Here is a 20,484-nt window from a genome sequence, read left to right on the forward strand (position 1 = left end):
GGCGCCCAGGCGGTTGCGGCCCGTGTAGCGGCTGCCCTGGTTATCGACGTCGATGCTGCCGTTGAAACGCGCACCGGGCTGCACGTCGACGGTGAGGTCGGATGTGCCCAGCGAGGCACCCGGCGCCAGGGTCGAGCTCACCTGCAAGCCCGGCAAGTCGGACAGCAGCAGCAAGCGCCGCTCCAGCGGCGCCGTCGCAATCACCTGCCCGTCGAGACCGGCCAATAGCGTGCCGGCCAGGCCGTCGGACAGATTGCTCTGGTTGCGCAGCTGCACTTGCCCATACTGGCCCGGCAGCACGCTGATTTGCACCACGCCATCCTGGATGTCTTGCGCCGGCAGATACGCCTGCGCCAGGAAATAGCCACGGTTCTGGTAATAGCTGGCGACCTTGGACGCCATGGCGCGCAGCTCGCCCAGGGTCAGCTCGCTGCCCGGCACGAAACCCGTGCTGGCGATCAATTCGCTTTCAGGAAACACGGGCGGCGCCGTCACCTGCAGGCGCTGCACCGTGATGCGCGTCGTATCGGCCACGGCCGTGGCGGGCACATTGCCCTGCTGCACGCGGATGGCCGGCGCCGCCTTGGGCAGCTGTGGTGGGGCGGGAATCTGCTGCAGCTGGCTGCCGGCGCTGGGAGGATCGACAGCATAGGCAGACTGAATCGCGAGCAGCAGGGTCAGTGGAAATAAGGTGTTGCGCAAAATGATCCTCTCGGTAGCCATCATCAATGGCCACGCTAATATTATCAAAAACAGATTAAATTATTTCCATGTATCAATATTGTCACCGTAAATTAATATTTTGTCTATTAAGTGTTGAATGTTTTCAGTATTTTATTAAAACGATTTTTAAATTAAAAACAGTGATTTTTATTAAGCGATAATTACGCAAATATTTATTCATTAAAGAATAAAATAAACGGTAGTAAAAGGAGGAAAGCAAGCCATGCCGAATGGCATGGAGATAGTGCCGCTCCCATGCGCGGGAACCATGAAGGCGCATGGGACTACTGCGGTAAATGGACGCCAGGCGCTCGGGGCGTTAGCGGGAAAGTACGTACTTCGCCAGGGTCGCCGCATCGGCTACACTGATTTGGCTGAATGGCGGCATGGGCACGGGCCCCCATTTGCCGGCGCCGCCGCTGCGGATGTTCGCCGCCACGGCAGCGACGCTATCCTTGCCCTTGTATCTGGCTGCCACCTCGGCAAAACCCGGACCGACCACTTTCTGGTCGAGGGCATGGCATGCCATGCAGCCATTCGCCGCCAGCAAGGTGTTGACATCCTTGCCGCTGGCGGCCGGGACAGTCGCTGCGGCTGGCCTGGCCACGGCGGCGGCAGGTGCTGCGGCGCCCCGCTCCGCGCCATAGGTTTTCACCAGGTAATCGACCATGGCCGGCATGTCTTCATCGGCAAACTGCGCGCCGAACGGCTTTTTCATCTTCTTGACGGTCGCTTCCCAGTACGCGCGCGGCGAGGCAGGCGGCTGGCTAGACGCATACTGGGCCGCGTGGCACGTCATGCAATTGCGCTGCACCAGCTGGTAGCCGGGCAATTCGCTGGGTTTGTAGGTCGCCGTTTCCGGCGGCAAGTGGATTTCCAGCGCTCCCGCGCTGCCGGCAAGCGCCAGGGCCACGGCGGTGGCGAGTGTTCTTATCTGCATAGCATGCTCCTCACACTGCCTGGATGCGTGTGGTTTCCACCACGTTGCGCATATAACCCATGGGATTCCACAGGGCTTTCATCGGTTGGCTCTGGCCGATGCGGTTGACGGCGCGCACCATCAGCACATGCCTGCCCTTGCGCGGCGCCTTCAGGAGCATCGTCCACTCGCGGAACGAGAAACGCCCCAGGTCCTTGCCGAGTCTGGTTTCCTGCCACGTCTGGCCGCCGTCCACCGACACGGTCACCTCGCTGATGCCCTGGCCGCTGTCGAAGGCGATGCCGCGCAAGGCCAGGTCGCGCCCCGCTTTTACCTGCGCGCCATCTTGCACGCTGGTAATGAAGGAGCGCACGTTGAGGCGGCTGATGGGCGTCGTCTTGCCCACGGGCGCGCCCGGCTCGATGAAGCCGGAGCCGTTGTCGGGGATGCGGTAGCCCGTGCTCATCCAGAAGCCGTCGAAAGGCTTGTCGAGCACGGTGATGTCGCTCAGGTGCTTGACCCAGTAGGTGCCATAGAACCCCGGCACGATCAGGCGCAGCGGATAGCCGTTGAGGAAAGGAATGTCTTCGCCATTCATGGCCCAGGCCAGCAAGACGTCGCCGGCCATGATGTGCTCGACGGACAAGGCTTTTTGAAAGTCGGGACCGTCGCCCACGGGCGGTGTTTCCAGGCCATTGAAAGCCACTTGCACGGCACTGGCCGCTATACCGGCCTTTTCCAGCACGGTTTTCAGGGGAATACCCGTCCAGCGGGCATTGCCCATGGCGCCATTGCCCAGCTGCCCGCCATTCGCGCGCGGGGCAAAGAAGCCGCGGCTGTTGCCCGAGCATTGCGTCACAGCCACCACGTCGACGGGCTCGGCCAGCTGTTTCAGTTCCGCCAGCGACAGCGCCAAAGGCGCTTTGACGAGGCCGCCGATATGCAAGCGGTAGCTGTCGCCGTCTATGCTGGTGGGCAAGCCACTCCAATGGTAGCGCACGAAAAACGCGTCGTTGGGGGTAATCGCGCCTTCATTGAACACACTGAACGGCGTTTCCAGCTGGGGCGGACGGCTGGTCAGCAAGATCAGCGGGCGCTTTTGCGGAAAGGCCACCAGTTCGCGCTCGCCATTCTCAAACGGCAAGGTGATGGAAGCGGAGGCGGCGAGCGTCGGCCCCGCCACAGCGGCGACACCCAGGGCGGCCGTGGTGCGCAGGAAGCGGCGCCGGCTTGCAGGCAACAAGGTCGTGTCAGACATGTTTGAGCTCCACTTTGGTGTCGGCGGAGGCACCGCCGTTGCGGTCATCGTTGACCAGCTTCTTGATGTAGTACATGACGCTCATGATGGCCACGCTCAGCAAACCGAACCAGAACGACACGCGCTGTTCCGTATCGGACGACACGCTCATGGCGCCCAGGATCACCAGCATGGCGATGATGGTGAAATACGTCAGGTAGGGGAACAGCCACATGCGTACCTTGATGCGTTCCGGACATTCGCGCTCCAGGCGACGGCGCAGGCGCAATTGAGATATCGCAATCAGCAAGTACACAAACAGGATCAGAATGCCGTAGGAATTGACGATGAAGGGGAACACCAGGTCAGCCGACACATACGAGACGGCAATGGCGAAATAGGCGAACAGGGTGCTGAACAAAATGGCGCGAATGGGCACGCCGTTCTTGCTCAGCTTGACCAGGCCCGTGGGGGCATCGCCACGGCGCGTCAGCGCAAAGATCATGCGCGACGAGGCGTACAGGCTGGAATTCAAGGCCGACAGCACGGCCGTCAGGATGATGGCGTTCATGATGTGGGCCGCGTACGGGATGTTCATCACGGTCAGGGCGCTGACGAAGGGCGTGGCGATGGCCGGCGAATCCCAGGGCACGATGCAGACGACGACAAACATGGATCCCACATAAAACATCAGCACGCGCGTGATGACGGAATTGGTGGCGCGGGCAATGGCCTTGGCCGGATCCGACGTTTCGGCGGCGGCGATGGTGACGATCTCGGCACCCGAATAAAAGGCTGTGGCGGCGACGGCGCCGCTCAGCACCGGTCCCCAGCCGTGCGGCATGAAGCCGCCATTGCTGGTCAAAAAGCCCAGGGTCGGGATGCTGTTGGGCAAGCTGCCCGTGATGAACAGGGCGCCGACAAACAGGAAGACGACGATGGCAACGACCTTGATCGAGGCAAACCAGAATTCGAATTCACCAAAGGCCTTGACGGAGAACAGGTTGAGCACGGTCATGGAGACGAGCAAGACCAGGCTGATCGACCACGATGGCACGTCGGGCAGCCAGAAATTGACCAGCTTGGCGCCGGCGATGGCTTCCAGCGCCACGACGACGACCCAGAAATACCAGTACATCCAGCCGCTCATGAAGCCGAGGAATTTCGATACTTTCGGCTTGTCGTCGAAAGCCAGGCGCGCGTATTCGTAGAAGGAGCCGACCACGGGCAGGGACGAGGCCAGCTCGCCCAGCATGCGCATGATCAGGACGACCAGGCCGCCCGTGAGCAAGAAGGAAAGGATGGCGGCCGGGCCGGCGGCCTTGGCGATGACGCCGCTGCCGACAAAGAGGCCCGCGCCGATCACGCCGCCAATGGCGATCATGCTCATGTGGCGTTGCTTCAGCGAGTGCTGCAAGCCCGTATTGTTATGGTTGTCGCTAATCATGTGTGTCTCCTAGTAATATCTGAAGCTCGGTGCGCCCTCGCCTGCTGCGGCTGGTTTCTGCCGCGCGGCTTTGTTTTATTTGGGCAACACCGTCAAGCAGCATCGATACATCATCAAATCAGTCTGGTTGGCTGCATGCCATAAGTCAATCTGGAAATGCAGCGGCCCGGCGCGGCAGCCAGGGGGCAAGCGCGCTGGAGGATACGTACGGGTATGGCGGGTTAAAAATAGGAGCGGCGGCAACACTTGTGGCGTCGGCGCAACTCCCGGGAACGTTTTACACCTTGCCCTTCCATGGCACGAGGGTACGTTCGAGGTAGCGCATCATCAAATCAAACAGGAAAGCAAAGAAGCCGATCACGATAATGCCCATGATCACCACATCGCTGGCCAGGAACTCGGAGGCGCTGAGTACCATGTAGCCGAGGCCGCGCGTGGCCGCCACCATCTCGCCCGCCACCAGGGTGGTCCAGCCCACGCCGATGCCGATGCGCATGCCGGTGAGGATTTCCGGAATCGCGGCGCGCAAGATCACGTGCACGATGACTTGGAAACGCGTGGCGCCCATCGAGTAAGCCGCGTGGATTTGCTCCAGCGACACAGAGCTGACGCCGGCGCGGGCTGCAATCGCCATCGGCGCGAAGATGGCCAGGAAGATCAGGTAGACCTTCGAAAACTCACCGATGCCGAACCAGATGATGACCAGTGGCAAGTAAGCGAGCGGCGGCAGCGGACGGTAGAACTCGATCAATGGATCGAAGATGCCCCGTGCCACGCGATTGACGCCCATCATCACGCCGATGGGAATGGCAAACAGGCAGGCCAGGCCAAAGGCGCCAAACACCCGGACCAGGCTGGCCACCGTGTGTTCCCACAGGGTGGCGCCGCCGAAACCGGTCGTGGCCGCCATGATGAATTTCTCGTACACGGCTTGCGGCGACGGCAGGAACAGCGGTTTGACCATGCCGCTGGCCGTCACGGCGAACCACAGCAACAGCACGGCGATGACGGTAACCGTGGCGATGCGGCTGGAATTGCCCTGCCCCGGCGCGCCGAACGCTTCGCCGGGCATGGCGCAGCGGGGAGCGAACAGGCGGGCAAAAAAGCCGCCGCGCTTGGTACTGGTGGGAGGAAATCCCACGACGGATGGGCTATGCATGGGACACCTCCAGCTCTTTATTGACTGCGCGCTCTTGGTTCATTGCGCGCTCATCGCCATAAATGATGTTGAGCACCGTTTCGCGCATGGCTATGAAGTCCGGGCTCGATTTCACGGCGCGCGCATCGCGGCATTCGAGGAAGCGCTTGTTGAAATCGAGTTCGTAGGTATGCGTGATACGGCCCGGGCGGGGCGACATGACGATCAGCCGGTTCGCCAGGAACAGCGCCTCGTCGACGCTGTGGGTAATGAAGAAGAACATGGTGCTGGACTTGGCCCAGATATCGAGCAGCAATTCCTGGATGGTTTCGCGCGTCAGCGCATCGAGCGCCGCCATCGGTTCATCCATTAGCAGCATGGCGGGATTGCTGGTCAGGGCGCGGGCGATGCCCACCCGCTGCTGCATGCCGCCCGACAATTGATAAATCATATTGTCGTGAAAGTCCTTCAAGCCGACCAGCGCCAGGTTCTTGGCCGCCTGTTCGCGCCGCACGGCTTTCGGCACGCCTTGCAGCTTCAGGCCGAATTCCACGTTTTCCATCACATTCAGCCATGGCAGCAAGGCATGTTTCTGGAACACCACGCCACGGTCGGCGCCCGGCCCTTCCACCTTATTGTCGCCGAGCATGATTTCGCCCTTGGACGGGGCGATAAAGCCCGCCATCAGGCTCAGCAAGGTCGTCTTGCCGCAACCCGAAGCGCCCAGAGCGACGACGAAGTCGCCGCTATTGATGGTCAGGTTGATATTATTTAAGGCATGTACGCGTTCACCGGCCGTCTTGCCCGGATAAATCACGCTGACATCCTTGACGTAGAGATTTTCCATCGTGTGCCCCGCATAGGTGTAGTCACTTCAGTTCAACGCATTCTGTTCAGTCAGCGCGCCCGCAGGCGCGCCATCGCACAACGTTTACTTCAGCAGGCCGGCGGCCTGTGCATACTTGGGTGTCACATATTTGGCGTAATCGCTTGCCAGGGTGTCGATCTTGCCTTCGCCCTTCAAAAATTGCGCCGTGGCCAGCAAGGCTTGCGCCACGCCCCCCTTCGCGCCGCCACCGAGCCAGGCCGGCGAGGCCTGCTCTTGCAGCGATGGATAGGCGTACAGGGCCACGGAAGCGGCCACGTCCTTGGCGGCCGCGCCCGAGTGCTTGACGTTGGCTTTCACTTGCGGCGAATCGACGGTCCACGCCTTCGGATTGGCACGGTAGTCGGCGTCGGCAGCAGCCATTACCTTGACGAACTTGGCCATGAAGTCCGCGTTCGCTTCGCCCCAGGCGCGCTCGACGGCGATGCCGTCAAACGTGGCCTTGCCCTTCTTGCTCAGTTCACCGGAAGTCACGAGCACCTTGCCGTTTTGCTTGAGTTTGCTCAAGGCCGGATCCCACACGAAAGCGGCGTCGATGTCGCCCCGCTCCCAGGCGGCGGCGATCTGGTTCGGCTGCATGTTGAGCAATTTCACTTCCGTGGGCTTGATGCCCCACGTTTCCAGCGCGAACATGGTGTGGAAATGCGTGGTGGACACGAACGGCACTGCGATCTTCTTGCCGCGCAAGTCGGTGGGCTTGCTGATGCCGGCGCCATTGCGGGCCACCATCGCTTCGGCTTCATTGATGTCGTCGATGATCCAGAACAGTTGCAGATCGACGCCGCGGCTCACGGCCGCCGTCAGAGGGCTGGAACCGATGACGCCGATCTGCACGTCGCCGGACGCCATGCCGGTGGCCACTTTGGCGCCCGAGTCGAACTTGCGCCAGTTGATTTTATAGCCGGTAGTTTTCTCCACTTCGCCACTGGCAATCGCCACCAGGAAGGGACCGTTGATTTCCTGGTAGGCAATCGTCACTTCCTTGCCTTGCGCAAAGGCGGTACCGCCGGAGGCTAGGGTAACGCCCAGCACCAGGGTGCCGAGGACGGCGCGGCGCATCGTTGATAAAACCGTTTTGCTCGTATTTGTGTTCATGTCTCACTCCAAGATTTATTGTTATGTGTGAACGTGCGGGCAATCTCATCCCTTGCGGGAGGCGCCGCTGGTTGCTCTTTGTCAACCATGCGGCGGCTTAGTACGGCTACTGCTATTTAAAACACTTCATCCTTCAAGTGATACCAGCGGTACAGGAAGCGCTGGCCCAGGCGGCGGAACGGGGCGAACGCTTGCGATTCGACCAGTTCCATCATGTTCGGGTACGGCAATTTCGAATTGAAGATCGGCAAGCCCGTGTCGCTGGCCTTGCCCGCGATGCGCTCGGCCATGCGCCGACCCGCCTGCGCCGAATACATGACGCCGTTGCCGCCGTAACCGAGCGAATAGAAGATCGATTGCTTGGGGTCCGGTTGCACGATGCGCGGCATCATGTCGTGGCTGACGTCGACCCAGCCCCACCACGAGTAATCGATGGCGATACCGGTCAGCGCGGGGAACTTGCGGTGCAGATCGTTGATCAAAAACTGTTTGTATTTGTCGTCCGGCGCATCGGCGCCCGTGATGGCGCTGCGGCTGCCGATCTGCACGCGCTTGTCCGGCATCAAGCGGTAGTAGTGACGCAAAATACGCGTATCCGTGATCACCTGATGGGTGCGGAAATTGCACGCCTCGATTTCCGCCGGGGTCAACGGACGCGTCACGAGCGAGTTCGACAAAATCGGCAGCAAGCGGTTTTTCACTTGCGGATGCAGATGGGGCGAGGTGTAGCCGCCCGTGGCCACGGCCACGGCGCGGGCACGCACCACGCCACCCGGCGTTTGCAGATAATGCACGCCATTGCGCGTTTCCCAGCCCATCACGGGGCTCGATGGGTGCACTTTGGCGCCCAGCGCACGCGCCTTGCGCAGGTAGCCGAAAGCCAGCTTGCCCGCGTGGATGCCGATGCCTTCCGGCTCGTGCAGCGCGCCGGCCGCTTCCTTGTCGTCGACGAATTCGCGCTTGACGGTGTCGGCGTCGAGGATGCGCGCGTCGTACTGGAAGATCTCGCGCATGATCTTGGCTTCCTTTTCCAGCGCGGGCATGGCTTTCGCCTTGTGGGCGATGTACAGATGGCCGCCCGGCTGCGGCTCGCAATCGATGTCGGCCGTGATCTTCTTGAACGTTTCCATCGCGTCGCACACTTCCGCGTGCAGTTTCAGTGCCGTATCCAGCCCATAGCGATCTATCCACTGCGAGCGCTTCAGGCGACCCGTCGTGCATTGCGCCTGGCCGCCGTTGCGCGTGCTGCAGCCCCAGCTGACCCGGTTCGCTTCCAGCACGGTGGCCTTGATGCCGTGTTCCTGGGCCAGAAAGATGGCGCAGCTCAGGCCAGTAAAACCCGAGCCGATGATGGCCACGTCGACATCGATGTCATGCGTGATGGGGCCGTCGTCGGCCGGCGGCTCGCCGGCCGTGCCGATCCAGTAGGTGGGCGCGTAGGCAGTGCCGTGGCCGGGGCGCTGTGCCACCAGCGGATCGAAGGCGGGATCGTAGGGCGTGCGGGCGGCGGTGCTGTTACCCATTACGCCAGGCGGGGTATCGACAGGTTTGTTCATGGTCATTCCTGGTGAACGTGCTGGCTTAAGCGGCTTGCTTGGCCGCAACGACCGGTGGGCGATCCTTGCGGAAAGCATTCTTCACGGCGATCTTGCCGTCGCGGAAAGTGAAGATGTCGACCATGCGCGCTTCGATGCGCGTGCCGTCCGCCTTGGTGCCGGCAAAGGTCGATTCCGTCACGCCGCGCTCGCCGCTGACGAAGTGTTCGGGCTTGAGCCAGGCGGCGTCGGGGAAAGTTTGCCAGGCCAGCTCGAAGCCGGCACGCACGGCGTCGCGGCCGATGAAACTCTTGCCCAGCAAGTCAGGGCCGGCCACGGCGTGAAATTCGCAATCGTCGACCATGGCGGCCATCAGGGCCTCGATATCGTGGCGATTCCAGGCATCGCCGAACGCTTGCAGAAAATCGGTGGTGACGGCGTCGGTGTGCGCTACAGGGTGGTTCATGGTGGTCTCCGTAAATCGTTTTTGATACGCTACGTTCCGTTTTTTGTCTTTTATTGAATTTAAGCCTTAAGCATGGCCTTGTCAAATCAAATAATCCAAAAAACGGGACGCCTTGTATTCTTTAATGAAATTATGATGTTTTCGTGACAATCTGTGAGAATTTGGTCACAGGCCACTCCCACAGGCTGGCTGACTTATACGTAGTCTTTGTACTTGTCCAGGTGACGGATAGGTTTGCTCAGCGCATCGCGGCGGAACGGGTCGCCCAGCTCGCGCGTGCACATGATTTCGATGATGGTGGTCTTGCCTTCATTCATCTGCATATCGATGGCTTTCTTCAAGGCCGGACCCACGTCTTCCAGCTTGTCGACCGTGATGCCTTCGGCGCCCATGGCACGCGCAATTTCCGCGAAGCTCTGGTTGTCGAGTTCACCGGCAACGAAACGGCGGTTGTAGAAATCCACCTGGTTTTTCTTTTCCGCACCCCACTGGCGGTTGTGGAACACCACGGCCGTGACGGGAATGTTGTGGCGCACGCAGGTCATCGTTTCCATCAAACTCATGCCCCAGGCGCCGTCGCCAGCGTACGACACGGCCGGACGGTGCGGTGCGGCAACCTTGGCGCCGATGATGGTCGGGAACGCATAACCGCAGTTGCCAAAGCTCATCGCCGCAAAGAAGCTGCGCGGCTTTTCAAAGCGCAGATAGCTGTTCGCCACCGAGTTGATGTTGCCGATGTCGGTCGACACCATCACGTCTTCCGGCATGGCTTTTTCCAGCTCGCGCAAGACCTGGCGCGGGTGCAGATAGCTGCCCGGTTCTTTCTTTTGCTCTTCGATCATGTCCAGGCTATACGCATCTTTTTCGTGCGTCCAGTTGGTCAACTCCTCTTCCCATGCCGCTTTTTCCGCTTGCACGGTGGCATAGCGCTCGTCGCGCGTGGCGTCGCAGTCGAGCGTCTTGCCATCCAGGCGCGCCAGGATGGCTTTCGCGGCTGCCTTGGCGTCGCCGCAGATGCCCACCGAAATCTTTTTCACCAGGCCCAGCATCTTGTTGTCCGCGTCGATCTGGATGATCTTGGCATTCTTCGGCCAGTAATCCATGCCGTGCTGCGGCAAGGTGCCGAACGGTCCCAGGCGCGAGCCGAGGGCCACGACGACGTCGGCCTGGGCGATCAGTTTCATGGCTGCCTTCGAGCCCTGGTAGCCGAGCGGACCGCACCACAGCGGGTGGCTGGCGGGGAACGAGTCGTTATGCAGATAGCTGTTGACGACGGGCGCGCCGAGGCGCTCGGCCAGGGCCTTGCACTCTGCGATGGCATCGCCCATGACGACGCCGCCGCCCGAGATGATGACGGGGAACTTGGCTTTCGCCAGCAATTCGGCCGCATCGTTGAGGCTTTGCTCGCCGCCCGCGCCACGGTCCAGGCGGTTCGGTTTCGGGATTTCCGCCTTGATTTCGCCATAGAAATAGTCGCGCGGGATGTTCAGTTGCGTCGGGCCCATTTCCGACATGGCGCGGTCGAAGCAGCGACCCGTGAATTCGGCCATGCGGGCCGGATGGGTCACATGGCCTTGATATTTCGTGAATTCCTCGAACATCGGCAACTGGTTCGCTTCCTGGAAGCCGCCCAGGCCCATGCTCATGGTGCCCGTCTCAGGGGTAATGATGACGACGGGGGTATGCGCCCAGTAGGCGGCGGCGATGGCGGTGACACAATTGCTGATGCCGGGGCCGTTCTGGCCGATGACCACGCCATGGCGGCCCGAAACGCGGGCATAGCCGTCGGCCATGTGGCCGGCGCCCTGCTCGTGCACGACGGGGATCAATCGGATGCCGGCGGGCGCAAAGATATCCATCGGGTCCATGAAGGCCGAGCCCATGATGCCGAACATGTCGGTCACGCCATTGGCGGCCAGGGTTTCCACGAACGCTTCGGAAGGCGTCATCTTTTGCGGGCCAACGGGGGCGGCTGCGGTGGCCGCTGCGGCGGCGGCTTTTTGCTCAGTCATGTCATTCATGGGTGTCTCCTGGTCTGTGGTAATGAATTACGGTAAATTATCAAAAAATCGGTATATTTTGTTCCGAAATTTGATATACAATTCAATTTAAGCGTTCAGGAATCAAAAGTCAAACAGATTTTCAAGGAAACGGTACAATTTGAGTTCGAAAATGAAATAAGCTGATATAACACTCAGTGCTACCCAACCGAGGCCACCATGGACATGATTTCATCCCCAAAACTTGAGCCGGAAAAACTGGAAGGCGACACGCCCACGATGCGTTTGTTTGCCTTGCTGGAAGTGATTGCCGAGAAAGACCAGTTGCTGTCGCTGCAAGCGCTGGTGGAAGAAACCGGGCTGCCCAAGCCCACCCTGCACCGCATGCTGCAACAGCTGGAAAGCGTGGGCGTGCTGCAGCGCGAAAGCGATGGCCGCCACTACAGCACGGGCGTGCGCCTGCGCCGCCTGGCGTCGAACCTGCTGATTAACAACACGTTCCATGGCGCCCGCCGCATGGTCTTGCGCCAGCTGGTCGAGGAAGTGGGCGAAAGCTGCAACCTGACGGCCTTCAGCGGTAGCGAAGTGGTGTATCTGGACCGGGTGGAAACGGCGGCCCCGCTGCGCTTCTACCTGCATCCCGGCTCGCGCGTGCCGGCCCACTGCTCGTCCAGCGGCAAGCTGTTTCTGGCGCAAATGACGCCCGTGCAACGGCGCCGCCTGCTGGGCCACATGGAATTGACGCGCTTTACGGACAAGACGGAAACGGACCCCGTCAAGCTGGAACGCGAACTGGAACTGGTGCGCCGCAACGGCTACGCGCTGGACGACGAGGAATTCCTGCCCGGCCTGCTGTGCGTGGCCGTGCTGGTGCCGAACCCGAACGGCCGCTCGAACCTGGCCGTGGCGATCCAGGCGCCCATCATCCGTTTGACGCATGACAAGGCTTTACATTTCTTGCCAGCATTGCAACGCGCCGCGCAAGCCCTGGCCGCCATCGAATCGGAAACCATGCCGACGACGGGCGGGGACGACGACGCATTGCAAACCGGTCATTCATAACCGCCGTAGCGCCCCGCTGCGGTTTCACAGGAGAACAAGGTGCCAGATTCACGCCAACATCCCCCCGCCGCAGCGGCGCAAACCTTGCAGTCCGTGCGCAGCCTGTTCAATATCGACAGCGACCTGCTCGTACCCGTCTTCACGGAGCGCGACGCGCACGTGCCCGACATCGACCCCGCCTACCGCTTCAACCAGGATGTGACCCTGGCGATTTTGGCCGGCTTCAGCCACAACCGCCGCGTGATGGTGCAAGGCTTGCACGGCACGGGCAAGTCCACGCATATCGAGCAAGTGGCGGCGCGCCTGAACTGGCCCTGCGTGCGCGTCAACCTGGACGGCCACATCAGCCGCCTGGACCTGGTCGGCAAGGACGCCATAGTGCTGCGCGAACAGCAGCAAGTGACGGAATTTCAGGAAGGCATCGTGCCCTGGTCACTGCAACGCCCCGTGGCGCTGATCTTCGACGAATATGACGCGGGCCGCCCCGACGTGATGTTCGTCATCCAGCGCATTTTGGAGCGCGACGGCAAGTTCACCCTGCTCGACCAGAACCGGGTCATCACGCCACACCCCCACTTCCGTTTGTTCGCCACATCGAATACGGTGGGCCTGGGTAACCTGAACGGCATGTACCACGGCACGCAAGTGCTGAATCACGCGCAGATCGACCGCTGGAACATCGTTGCCACCCTGAACTATTTGCCGCAGGAGGAGGAAACGGAGATCGTGCTGGCGCGTGTCCCCGCCATGAATGACGAGGCGGGCCGCCAACTGGCAAGCAGCATGGTGGCCGTGGCCAGCCTCACGCGCCACGGCTATGCGGCGGGCGACCTGGCCTGTTTGATGTCGCCGCGCACGGTCATTACCTGGGCCGAGAATTGCCAGATCTTCCGCGACCCGGCGCTGGCCTTCCGCCTGTCCTTCCTCAACAAATGCGACGAGGCCGAGCGGCCCATGGTGGCCGAGTATTACCAGCGCTGTTTCAACGAGGAATTGCTGGCGACGGCGCCATGAGCGCCGAAGCGACCGCGCCTGCCCCCTACACGCGCGAGCAGCAGGAAACGGATGAACTGTGCGCGGGCGCCATCCGCGCCCTGAGCGGGGTTTCCACTATCCGCTACCGGGGCCGGCGCCTGCACGACGGTCACCGCCCCCTGCCCATCCACGCCGCCCATCTGCAGCCCGATGCGGCGCTGCAGGACTTGCCATCGCTGCGCGGCGCGGCCGACAGCGTGGCCCTGCGCCTGCTGCACACGGACGCGGCCCTGCACAAGTCGCTGTGTCCGGCCGAACCCGTGGCACGCCTCGTCTTCGAACTGCTGGAACAGTTAAGAGTGGAAACGCTGGCGCCAGAGCACCACGCTGGTGTCATCGACAATCTGCGCCACCGCTACACGGCCTGGTCGCACGCGTTTTACGATTCAGGCCTGGCCGAAGGCGCTTCGGGCTTGCTGCTGTACACGGTATTCCAGATGTGCTGGTCGCGCCTGACGGCCAGGCCCGTGCTGGAAAAGACGGAAGATTTCATCGAGGCGACGCGCTGGTCCGTTTCTTCGCAACTAAGTGGCGACCTGGCGGGATTGCGCCGCCACCGATTGGCCCAGGCTGCCTTTGCGCACCATGCGCTGGCCATCGCCCACGCCGTCGATACCATGCTGAAAGAGGCGCAGGCGGCGCAGAATGACCAGCAAAACGCGGCCGACAACGCGAAAGCCCAGGCAGCCTTCAAGCTGCTGCTCGATTTCGACAGCGACAACGACAACCTTCCCGACGCCGCCCCGCTGGGCGAGAGCCGCGCCTTCAGCGACGGCCAGGGCGGCTACAAGACTTACTCCACGGCCTACGACCGCGAAGAAAACGCGGGCGAACTGGTGCGCCGCGCCCTGTTGCTTGAATACCGCGAACGCATGGATGCGCGCATCGCCAGCCTGGGCATCAACACGGCCCGCCTGGCGCGGCGTTTCACGCAACTGCTGGCCCAGCCACAGCGCGATGGCTGGTCGTTCGGCGAAGAGGAAGGCATTATCGACGGGCGCCGCCTGGCGCAGCTGATCAGTTCGCCTTCCGAGCGCAGGCTGTTCCGCAAGGAACAATTCCTGCCCCTGGCCGATTGCCTCGTCACCTTTCTCGTCGATTGCTCAGGCTCCATGAAGACGCATGCGGAATCCGTGGCCGTGCTGCTCGATATTGTGCTGCGCGCGCTGGACCAGGCCGGGATCAAGACGGAGTTGCTGGGCTTTACGACGGGCGCGTGGAACGGGGGACGAGCCAAACGCGACTGGATGCGCGCCCGCTCGCCCGCCAACCCGGGCCGCTTGAACGAACTCGTGCACATGGTCTTCAAGGATGGCGATACCAGCTGGCGCCGCGCGCGGCCCGACATCGCGGCCCTGCTGAAGGCGGATTTGTACCGCGAAGGCGTCGATGGCGAAGCCGTGGATTGGGCATGCACACGCATGTTGGCGCGGCCGGAGCGGCGGCGCATCCTGCTCGTCGTCTCCGACGGTTGCCCGATGGACACGGCCACGAATCTGGCCAACGACGAGTTTTACCTGGCGCAACATTTGAAACAAGTGGTGGCGCGCCGCGAAGCGCAGGGTGCCGTGGAAATCTGCGGCCTGGGACTGGGCCTGGACTTGGGCGCCTACTACAGCCGCAGCCTGGCCACCGCCCTGCCCGCCTCGCTGAACAATGAGCTGTTCAGCGAGATCGCGCAGCTGCTTGCCGGGCGAAAAAGATAGCGCCCTATGCCGGTGGTAGCACCGGCGCCAGCAACTGCCGGCGATGCGCCTGCAAAAACGCTTGTACGGGCGACGCCGGCCTGCCCGTCAAGCGGGTAAAGTCATCGCTGACCATGTGCATGGCATCGGTGGCCAGCCAGCGCTCGATACCGGCCAGCATCGTTGCCATCGGCGCGGGCATGCCTGCCACGATGAAATGGCGCGCGCGCTCCTCCGCATCGATGGCCACGACCTCGATGGACCTGCCGAATACCTGGGCGGCGATGGCGGCCAGCGCCGGCGCATCGAGGGCGGCGGGACCCGTCATATCCAGGATGCGGTTGCCACGGTAGCCATCCTCCAGGGCTGCCGCAGCGGCATGGGCGCAATCCTCGCGCGCCACGTACGACACATGGCCTTGTCCCATGGCCGTGCGCAACTGGCCATCCACGGCGGCAGTGCCTAGTATCACCAGCAGCAAGTCCTGGTAAAACGCATTGCGCAAGATCGTATGGCCGATGCCGCTCTCTTGCAGCAGCGCTTCCGTGGCCCGGTGGTCGTCGTTCAGCAGCGACCTTTTCCCCTCTTCGGGCTGCAGGAACGAGGTGTAGACGATATGGCCCACGCCCGCCTGGCGCGCCGCCGCGATGGCATGGCGGTGCTGTTCCAATCGCCTGCCCGTGCCGTCGATGGTATTCGTGCTGATCAACAGCAGGCGCTCGACGCCGGTGAAGGCGGCGGCCAGGCCCTGCGGCTGATCAAAATCGCCGAAACGCAAGCCGATGCCCCGCTCCTGCCACGCCGCGTGGCGCTCGGGCGTGCGGGTGATGGCCGTGAGGGCCATGCCAGGCCGGCTGGCGCGCAGCTGGATGAGTTCATTGACGACGAGGGAGCCCAGTTGGCCGGAGGCGCCGGCGACGGCGAGATGCATTGTTTTCATGTTCTTTTCCTTGTGGCGAACGCATGCGCGCCCCATGCCGGGGCGGCAACGCACGACGATGATGTATGGGAATCAAAGGCGCCATGCGGCGGCCCGCCCCCTGCGGGGCGGATCTGCGGCAGGCTTACAGGAAAGAAGGGGAAACAAGGGTCATGCGCCCAGCATGGCGCGTGGCGGGTGCCCGGTCAAGCGCTTTCGACGGCGCTTGGCCGCTGCAGGGCTAGCTGACGCAATAGCGCACGGCATGCGCTTCCATCGGCAGCGGGATTTCCCAGTTCCACAGCATCGCTTGCAGCTTCTTGTTGCTGAGCGAGGTGTCGCGCTGGCCGTTGCGTCTGAGTAATTCCTTGCGCGGCTGCTCCAGGTACACCAGCTCCACCTGCGCCTGGTATTTGTACAGCAGCTTGAGCGTCTTTTCGCGCATCAGTTTTGACAGATGCGTGGCGTTCCACACGAACGGCTCGCCACGGCGCAACAGTTCGCGCGCCCGCTCTTCCGCATAGTCTCCCACCTGCCCCTCGTTCTTGCCGTGCTTCAAGCCCAAGGCCGTCCGCGCATCGTCGAAGGACACGACGGGCAGGCGCGGATGATGCTTCTCCACCCACGTATTCTTGCCCGAAGCGGGCAAGCCCGACATCACGATCACGTGCGAACCCGGCTCCTGGAACAGGGAATAATCGGGATGCGCCTCGGCGCCGCGAAAATATTTGACGCGCGTGTGATCGTCGACAAAGACCCTGCGCTGGCCATAGCAGCCTTCCTCGCGCGCCAGTTCGCGGAACAGCTCGATGGCATCGAGGATGCGCTGCGGATCGGGACAAATGCGGCCGCGGATGTCGGCCTCGGCCAGCATGGCCAGCAGGCGGATATCGACCTGCCACGACAGTTCGCGCACCGTGAATTCCGGCGTGACGCCGCGCCGTGATTGTTCCAACGCAAAGAACGGTACCTGATGCACATTGATCAGGCGGCAGATTTCCTCGCGCACGGCAAACGGCACGTCGCAATCCCATAGGGCGATGCGCGCATCGAGCGCGCCCTTGCGCGAATGGCCGGGCTGGCCGATGGCGCCCGTGACCGGGTCGATCACCGTGGTGCTGCACTTGGCCACGTCGTGCAGCAAGGCGGCCAGGAAGACGATTTCCTGTTCCGCCCGCGTCGCTTGCTGATATTCAAGCATGCCCAGCAAGGACTCCACCACCATCATCGTATGCGTCCACACGTCGCCTTCCGCGTGGTAGACGGGGTTTTGCGGCGTCGTTTTCGCCAGTTCCAGCTGGGGAAAAGCGGCCAGGCAGGCGCTGAAATCGGGCGACTGGCCCGCCAGCGGCACCAGTTGTTGCAGGTTTTTCCAGTTCATCATTTTGTACTCCTTGAGAATGCTGCCAGTTCATCGAGCGACTGGCAGGTGTGCAAGCCCAGGCTCTGCCACGTCACCAGCGGCTGCGGCGCGTACAGGTCCACGCCCTCGGCCAGCTGGTTGGGGATCAAGGGCCGCGTGCTGTGGTGCGAACCGCTGTCGAGGATGGTTTGCGTAAAGTCATGCCGCACCAGCTTGTAGCGGGCCAGCACTTGCTCGTCGTCTTCCACTTTCAGGTACAGGCCTTCCGCGTGGTCGGACTTGTCCGTCTGCTTCCAGCACAGCTCCAGCGGCAGGCGCTCGCGCGCCACCACGCCCTCGAATGCGTCGCGCCACAGCCGGGACTTGGCCAGCGAATGGCGCAGCAGCTGCCACAGCTGTTTTGGCGACGTGGGCATCAAGCCCGCATACAGCACGGGCACGGACAGCACGGGCGAGCCGGCCAGCATGGCGTGCCGGCGCGCCGTGGAGAGGAAGGTTTGGGTGCGGCGGCAATACACGTCGAACTCGTTGAAGTAATGGGGCAGCCGGTCGTAAAACACGGAGTGCTTGCTGTAAGACCATTCGCCAAACAGCACATACTGATCTTCCAGCAGATGCAGCAAGGCGTGTTCGTGCGCATGCGCCCACGGTTTGAGCAGGTTGAACTGGCGTTCGCTGCCGCCGCCCGCCAGGTAATGGCCGCGCGACTGCAGCAACACCTCGCCCGCATCGCTGAACGACACGGCAGAGTTGGCGCCATCGATTTTTTCCTCGATGACGACGTACTGGCCGGCCAGCTTTTTCAAAGGCATCTGGTCGGAACCGTCGTCGCCATCCTGCAGGCGCGAGCCTTCCAGGTGCGGCGTGCGCGGGTATTTGAATAAGGGTAAAGATTGTAAAAACATAGCGTCCCACGCCGCGTTCACCGGGGCGTGTCCATACAGGGTCAGGATGGCTGACGACGTGTTCGGGCGTGGACGATCAAGACGGTTGTCTCGGATACGTGTGCGGATAGAGCAGTGCCGCAGCAATCGGGGGCGTCAACGCGCCGAACGATGCTGCAATGAGCATTTCGTCAGCGTTAGCAGGTGATGGCGAAGAAGCGAGGCACTTTTGGCTCCAATAAGGAAGAGGTTCGAGAAAGAACGGGGAATATAACGGCAGTTTGCATATTTTGCAAGCGCCGCACGCTTAGTGCAGCAGCTGTGGCACGGCCGCCGCCATCAGCGAGAGGCCAATCAGGGTCAGCACGGCAAACGCGATGCGGCGCATGCCGCGCTGGGCGATCGGTGGCGGGTAGCGCTTGCCGGCCATGGTGGCCAGCACGCCCACGGGCAAGGCCAGCGCGCACAGCAGCAAGACTTTCGCGTCCAGCTGGCCCTGGCTACCCGCCATCAGCGAGCGTCCACCCGCGCTGATGGCGAACAAAAAGATCAGGCTGTAGCGGATGGTGGTCAAACTCATTTCCTGGCGGTAAAACTGATACACGAGGGGCGGGCCGGCCAGCGAAAACAGGCCCGAAAACAGGCCGCCGCACACGCCGCTGATGAAAAAGCTGCGTTTATCGGCCGCGCCCGGACCCGGTGGCGCCTGCAGCACGATGCTGACGCCGCCATACACGATGGCCGCGCCCAGCAACAGTTTCAGGACGGGCGCATACGCCTGGTCCAGATATCCCAATAACAAGACGCCGGCCGCCATGGCCGGCAGCAAGCCGATGCTGGCCGCGCGGATGGCGCGCCAGTCCAGGTGGTGCAAGGCGCCCGGCAAGGCTACCAGACAATTGGCCAAAGACAACAAACTGACGAGGGCCGCCAGCGCGGGCACGGGCGCCAGGCCCAGTCCGCTGGCCACGCCCATGACGATCATGCCCAGGCCAAAGCCCGTGACGGTCTGGAAATACGTGCCCGCCGCCACCACGCCCAGCAGCGCCAGCACGGGCAAGCTGAACAACTCAGCGTCCACCCTGGGCCTGCACGGCCGTGACCGCAATGACGTTATAGACGTCGTCGGCGCTGCAGCCGCGCGACAAATCGTTGGCGGGCTTGTTCAAGCCTTGCAGCAAGGGGCCGATGGCGATGGCGCCGCCCATGCGCTCGGCCAGCTTGTAGCCGATATTGCCCGCGTCGAGGTTTGGAAACACCAGCACATTCGCGCGGCCGTTGACGACGGAATCCTTGACCTTGCGCTGGGAAATTTCGGCCACGATGGCGGCATCGAGTTGCACGTCGCCATCGATGGCCAGCAGCGGGCGCTGGGCCTTGACACGGTCCGTGGCCGCATGCACCTTGTCGACGGCCGCGTGATGGGCACTGCCGCTGGTGGAAAACGACAGCATGGCCACGCGCGGTTCTTCCATCAGCAAGGCTTGCGCGCTGTCGGCGGCGGCCATGGCGATGTCGGCCAGCTCTTCCGCTTTCGGATCGGCCACTAAAGCGCAGTCGGAAAAGATGAAACCGCCCTTCAGGCTGTGGAACGGTTCGCACAGCATCATCAGGAAAAAACTCGACACCAGCTTGAAGGCGGGATCGACGCCGATGATCTGGATGGCGCTGCGCACCACGTCGGCCGTCGTGTGCACGGCCCCCGCCACGCAACCGTCGGCATCGCCCAGGCGCACCATCAGGTTGGCGTAGCACAGCGGATCTTGCACGGCCATCCTGGCCTGCTCCACCGTCATGCCCTTGGCTTGACGCAGCACAAACAATTGCTGGGCATAGTGTTCCGACTCATCGGAAATTGCCGGGTCGACCAGGCGCACGACGTCCAGGTCCAGCGCATGTTCGCGCGCCAGCGCCAAGATGGTGGCCGGCTTGCCGACAATGGTGATATGCGCCAGGCCTTCGCTTGCCGCCCGCGCTGCCGCCTGCAGCACGCGCGCATCGTCGCCCTCGCACAAGACGATGTTTTTCGGCATGGCACGGGCTTGCTCGATGATGCGGTGCAGGGCTTTCATGGGTACTCCAATTCGGTA

At 62.2% G+C, this 20,484-nt stretch carries 18 protein-coding genes; 3 read left to right on the forward strand and 15 right to left on the reverse strand.

Features of this window, described 5'->3' with window-relative positions:
• The 10 genes from ACQ4W0_RS20265 to xsc form a co-directional block, all read right to left on the reverse strand.
• On the reverse strand, window positions 1-702 hold a 702-nt coding region (locus ACQ4W0_RS20265; protein WP_436578401.1), incomplete at its 3' end, for a POTRA domain-containing protein.
• A 340-nt stretch (window positions 703-1,042) separates the two neighbouring features.
• Complete coding sequence (gene sorB / locus ACQ4W0_RS20270; RefSeq protein WP_436578402.1) at window positions 1,043-1,663, reverse strand: SorB family sulfite dehydrogenase c-type cytochrome subunit; 621 nt, start codon at window positions 1,661-1,663, stop codon at window positions 1,043-1,045.
• Between the two features lie 10 nt (window positions 1,664-1,673).
• Window positions 1,674-2,900, reverse strand: a complete 1,227-nt coding sequence (gene sorA / locus ACQ4W0_RS20275; protein WP_436578403.1) for a SorA family sulfite dehydrogenase catalytic subunit — start codon at window positions 2,898-2,900, stop codon at window positions 1,674-1,676.
• The gene (locus tag ACQ4W0_RS20280) at window positions 2,893-4,326 is read right to left on the reverse strand and encodes an amino acid permease (protein ID WP_436578404.1); all 1,434 of its coding nucleotides are present in this window, start codon (window positions 4,324-4,326) and stop codon (window positions 2,893-2,895) included. Before ACQ4W0_RS20280 ends, sorA begins: the two co-directional genes overlap by 8 nt.
• Window positions 4,327-4,603: 277 nt before the next feature.
• Window positions 4,604-5,398, reverse strand: coding sequence for an ABC transporter permease subunit (locus ACQ4W0_RS20285; RefSeq protein WP_436578710.1), 795 nt, complete (start codon window positions 5,396-5,398; stop codon window positions 4,604-4,606).
• 79 nt (window positions 5,399-5,477) lie between these two features.
• Window positions 5,478-6,311 carry a taurine ABC transporter ATP-binding protein gene (locus tag ACQ4W0_RS20290; protein ID WP_436578405.1) on the reverse strand — a complete coding sequence of 278 codons (834 nt, stop codon included), beginning with the start codon at window positions 6,309-6,311 and terminating at the stop codon, window positions 5,478-5,480.
• 84 nt (window positions 6,312-6,395) lie between these two features.
• Window positions 6,396-7,445, reverse strand: a complete 1,050-nt coding sequence (gene tauA, locus ACQ4W0_RS20295; protein ID WP_436578406.1) for a taurine ABC transporter substrate-binding protein — start codon at window positions 7,443-7,445, stop codon at window positions 6,396-6,398.
• A gap of 116 nt (window positions 7,446-7,561) precedes the next feature.
• Window positions 7,562-9,001: an NAD(P)/FAD-dependent oxidoreductase gene (locus tag ACQ4W0_RS20300; protein ID WP_436578407.1), complete on the reverse strand. Its 1,440-nt coding sequence runs from the start codon at window positions 8,999-9,001 to the stop codon at window positions 7,562-7,564.
• A gap of 25 nt (window positions 9,002-9,026) precedes the next feature.
• Window positions 9,027-9,446 (reverse strand): nuclear transport factor 2 family protein, encoded by a 420-nt coding sequence (locus ACQ4W0_RS20305; protein ID WP_436578408.1) that lies wholly within the window; start codon window positions 9,444-9,446, stop codon window positions 9,027-9,029.
• 194 nt (window positions 9,447-9,640) lie between these two features.
• The gene (gene xsc, locus ACQ4W0_RS20310) at window positions 9,641-11,458 is read right to left on the reverse strand and encodes a sulfoacetaldehyde acetyltransferase (RefSeq protein WP_436578711.1); all 1,818 of its coding nucleotides are present in this window, start codon (window positions 11,456-11,458) and stop codon (window positions 9,641-9,643) included.
• A gap of 213 nt (window positions 11,459-11,671) precedes the next feature.
• Here xsc and ACQ4W0_RS20315 point away from each other — a divergent pair, with 213 nt between their 5' ends.
• The 3 genes from ACQ4W0_RS20315 to ACQ4W0_RS20325 are packed head-to-tail and all read left to right on the forward strand — an operon-like array spanning window position 11,672 to window position 15,249.
• Window positions 11,672-12,508 (forward strand): IclR family transcriptional regulator, encoded by an 837-nt coding sequence (locus ACQ4W0_RS20315; RefSeq protein WP_374106902.1) that lies wholly within the window; start codon window positions 11,672-11,674, stop codon window positions 12,506-12,508.
• A 39-nt stretch (window positions 12,509-12,547) separates the two neighbouring features.
• Window positions 12,548-13,522, forward strand: coding sequence for an AAA family ATPase (locus ACQ4W0_RS20320; RefSeq protein ID WP_436578409.1), 975 nt, complete (start codon window positions 12,548-12,550; stop codon window positions 13,520-13,522).
• On the forward strand, window positions 13,519-15,249 hold the full coding sequence (locus ACQ4W0_RS20325) for a cobaltochelatase CobT-related protein (RefSeq protein ID WP_436578410.1): 1,731 nt from the start codon (window positions 13,519-13,521) through the stop codon (window positions 15,247-15,249). Before ACQ4W0_RS20320 ends, ACQ4W0_RS20325 begins: the two co-directional genes overlap by 4 nt.
• Window positions 15,250-15,253: 4 nt before the next feature.
• On the opposite strand, the gene ACQ4W0_RS20330 is transcribed toward ACQ4W0_RS20325, so the two are convergent.
• The 5 genes from ACQ4W0_RS20330 to pta form a co-directional block, all read right to left on the reverse strand.
• Window positions 15,254-16,168 (reverse strand): NAD(P)H-binding protein, encoded by a 915-nt coding sequence (locus ACQ4W0_RS20330; RefSeq protein WP_436578411.1) that lies wholly within the window; start codon window positions 16,166-16,168, stop codon window positions 15,254-15,256.
• Window positions 16,169-16,388: 220 nt separating this feature from the next.
• The gene (locus ACQ4W0_RS20335) at window positions 16,389-17,531 is read right to left on the reverse strand and encodes an AAA family ATPase (RefSeq protein ID WP_436578412.1); all 1,143 of its coding nucleotides are present in this window, start codon (window positions 17,529-17,531) and stop codon (window positions 16,389-16,391) included.
• Complete coding sequence (locus ACQ4W0_RS20340; protein WP_436578413.1) at window positions 17,528-18,415, reverse strand: RNA ligase family protein; 888 nt, start codon at window positions 18,413-18,415, stop codon at window positions 17,528-17,530. The genes ACQ4W0_RS20335 and ACQ4W0_RS20340 overlap by 4 nt, the downstream gene beginning before the upstream one ends.
• Window positions 18,416-18,701: 286 nt before the next feature.
• Window positions 18,702-19,463 (reverse strand): TSUP family transporter, encoded by a 762-nt coding sequence (locus tag ACQ4W0_RS20345; RefSeq protein ID WP_436578414.1) that lies wholly within the window; start codon window positions 19,461-19,463, stop codon window positions 18,702-18,704.
• Between the two features lies 1 nt (window position 19,464).
• Window positions 19,465-20,466 (reverse strand): phosphate acetyltransferase, encoded by a 1,002-nt coding sequence (gene pta / locus ACQ4W0_RS20350; RefSeq protein WP_436578415.1) that lies wholly within the window; start codon window positions 20,464-20,466, stop codon window positions 19,465-19,467.
• Between the last annotated feature and the right edge of the window lie 18 nt (window positions 20,467-20,484).

Source organism: Janthinobacterium breve, from assembly GCF_051380895.1.
In the GTDB taxonomy this organism is placed as follows: domain Bacteria; phylum Pseudomonadota; class Gammaproteobacteria; order Burkholderiales; family Burkholderiaceae_D; genus Janthinobacterium.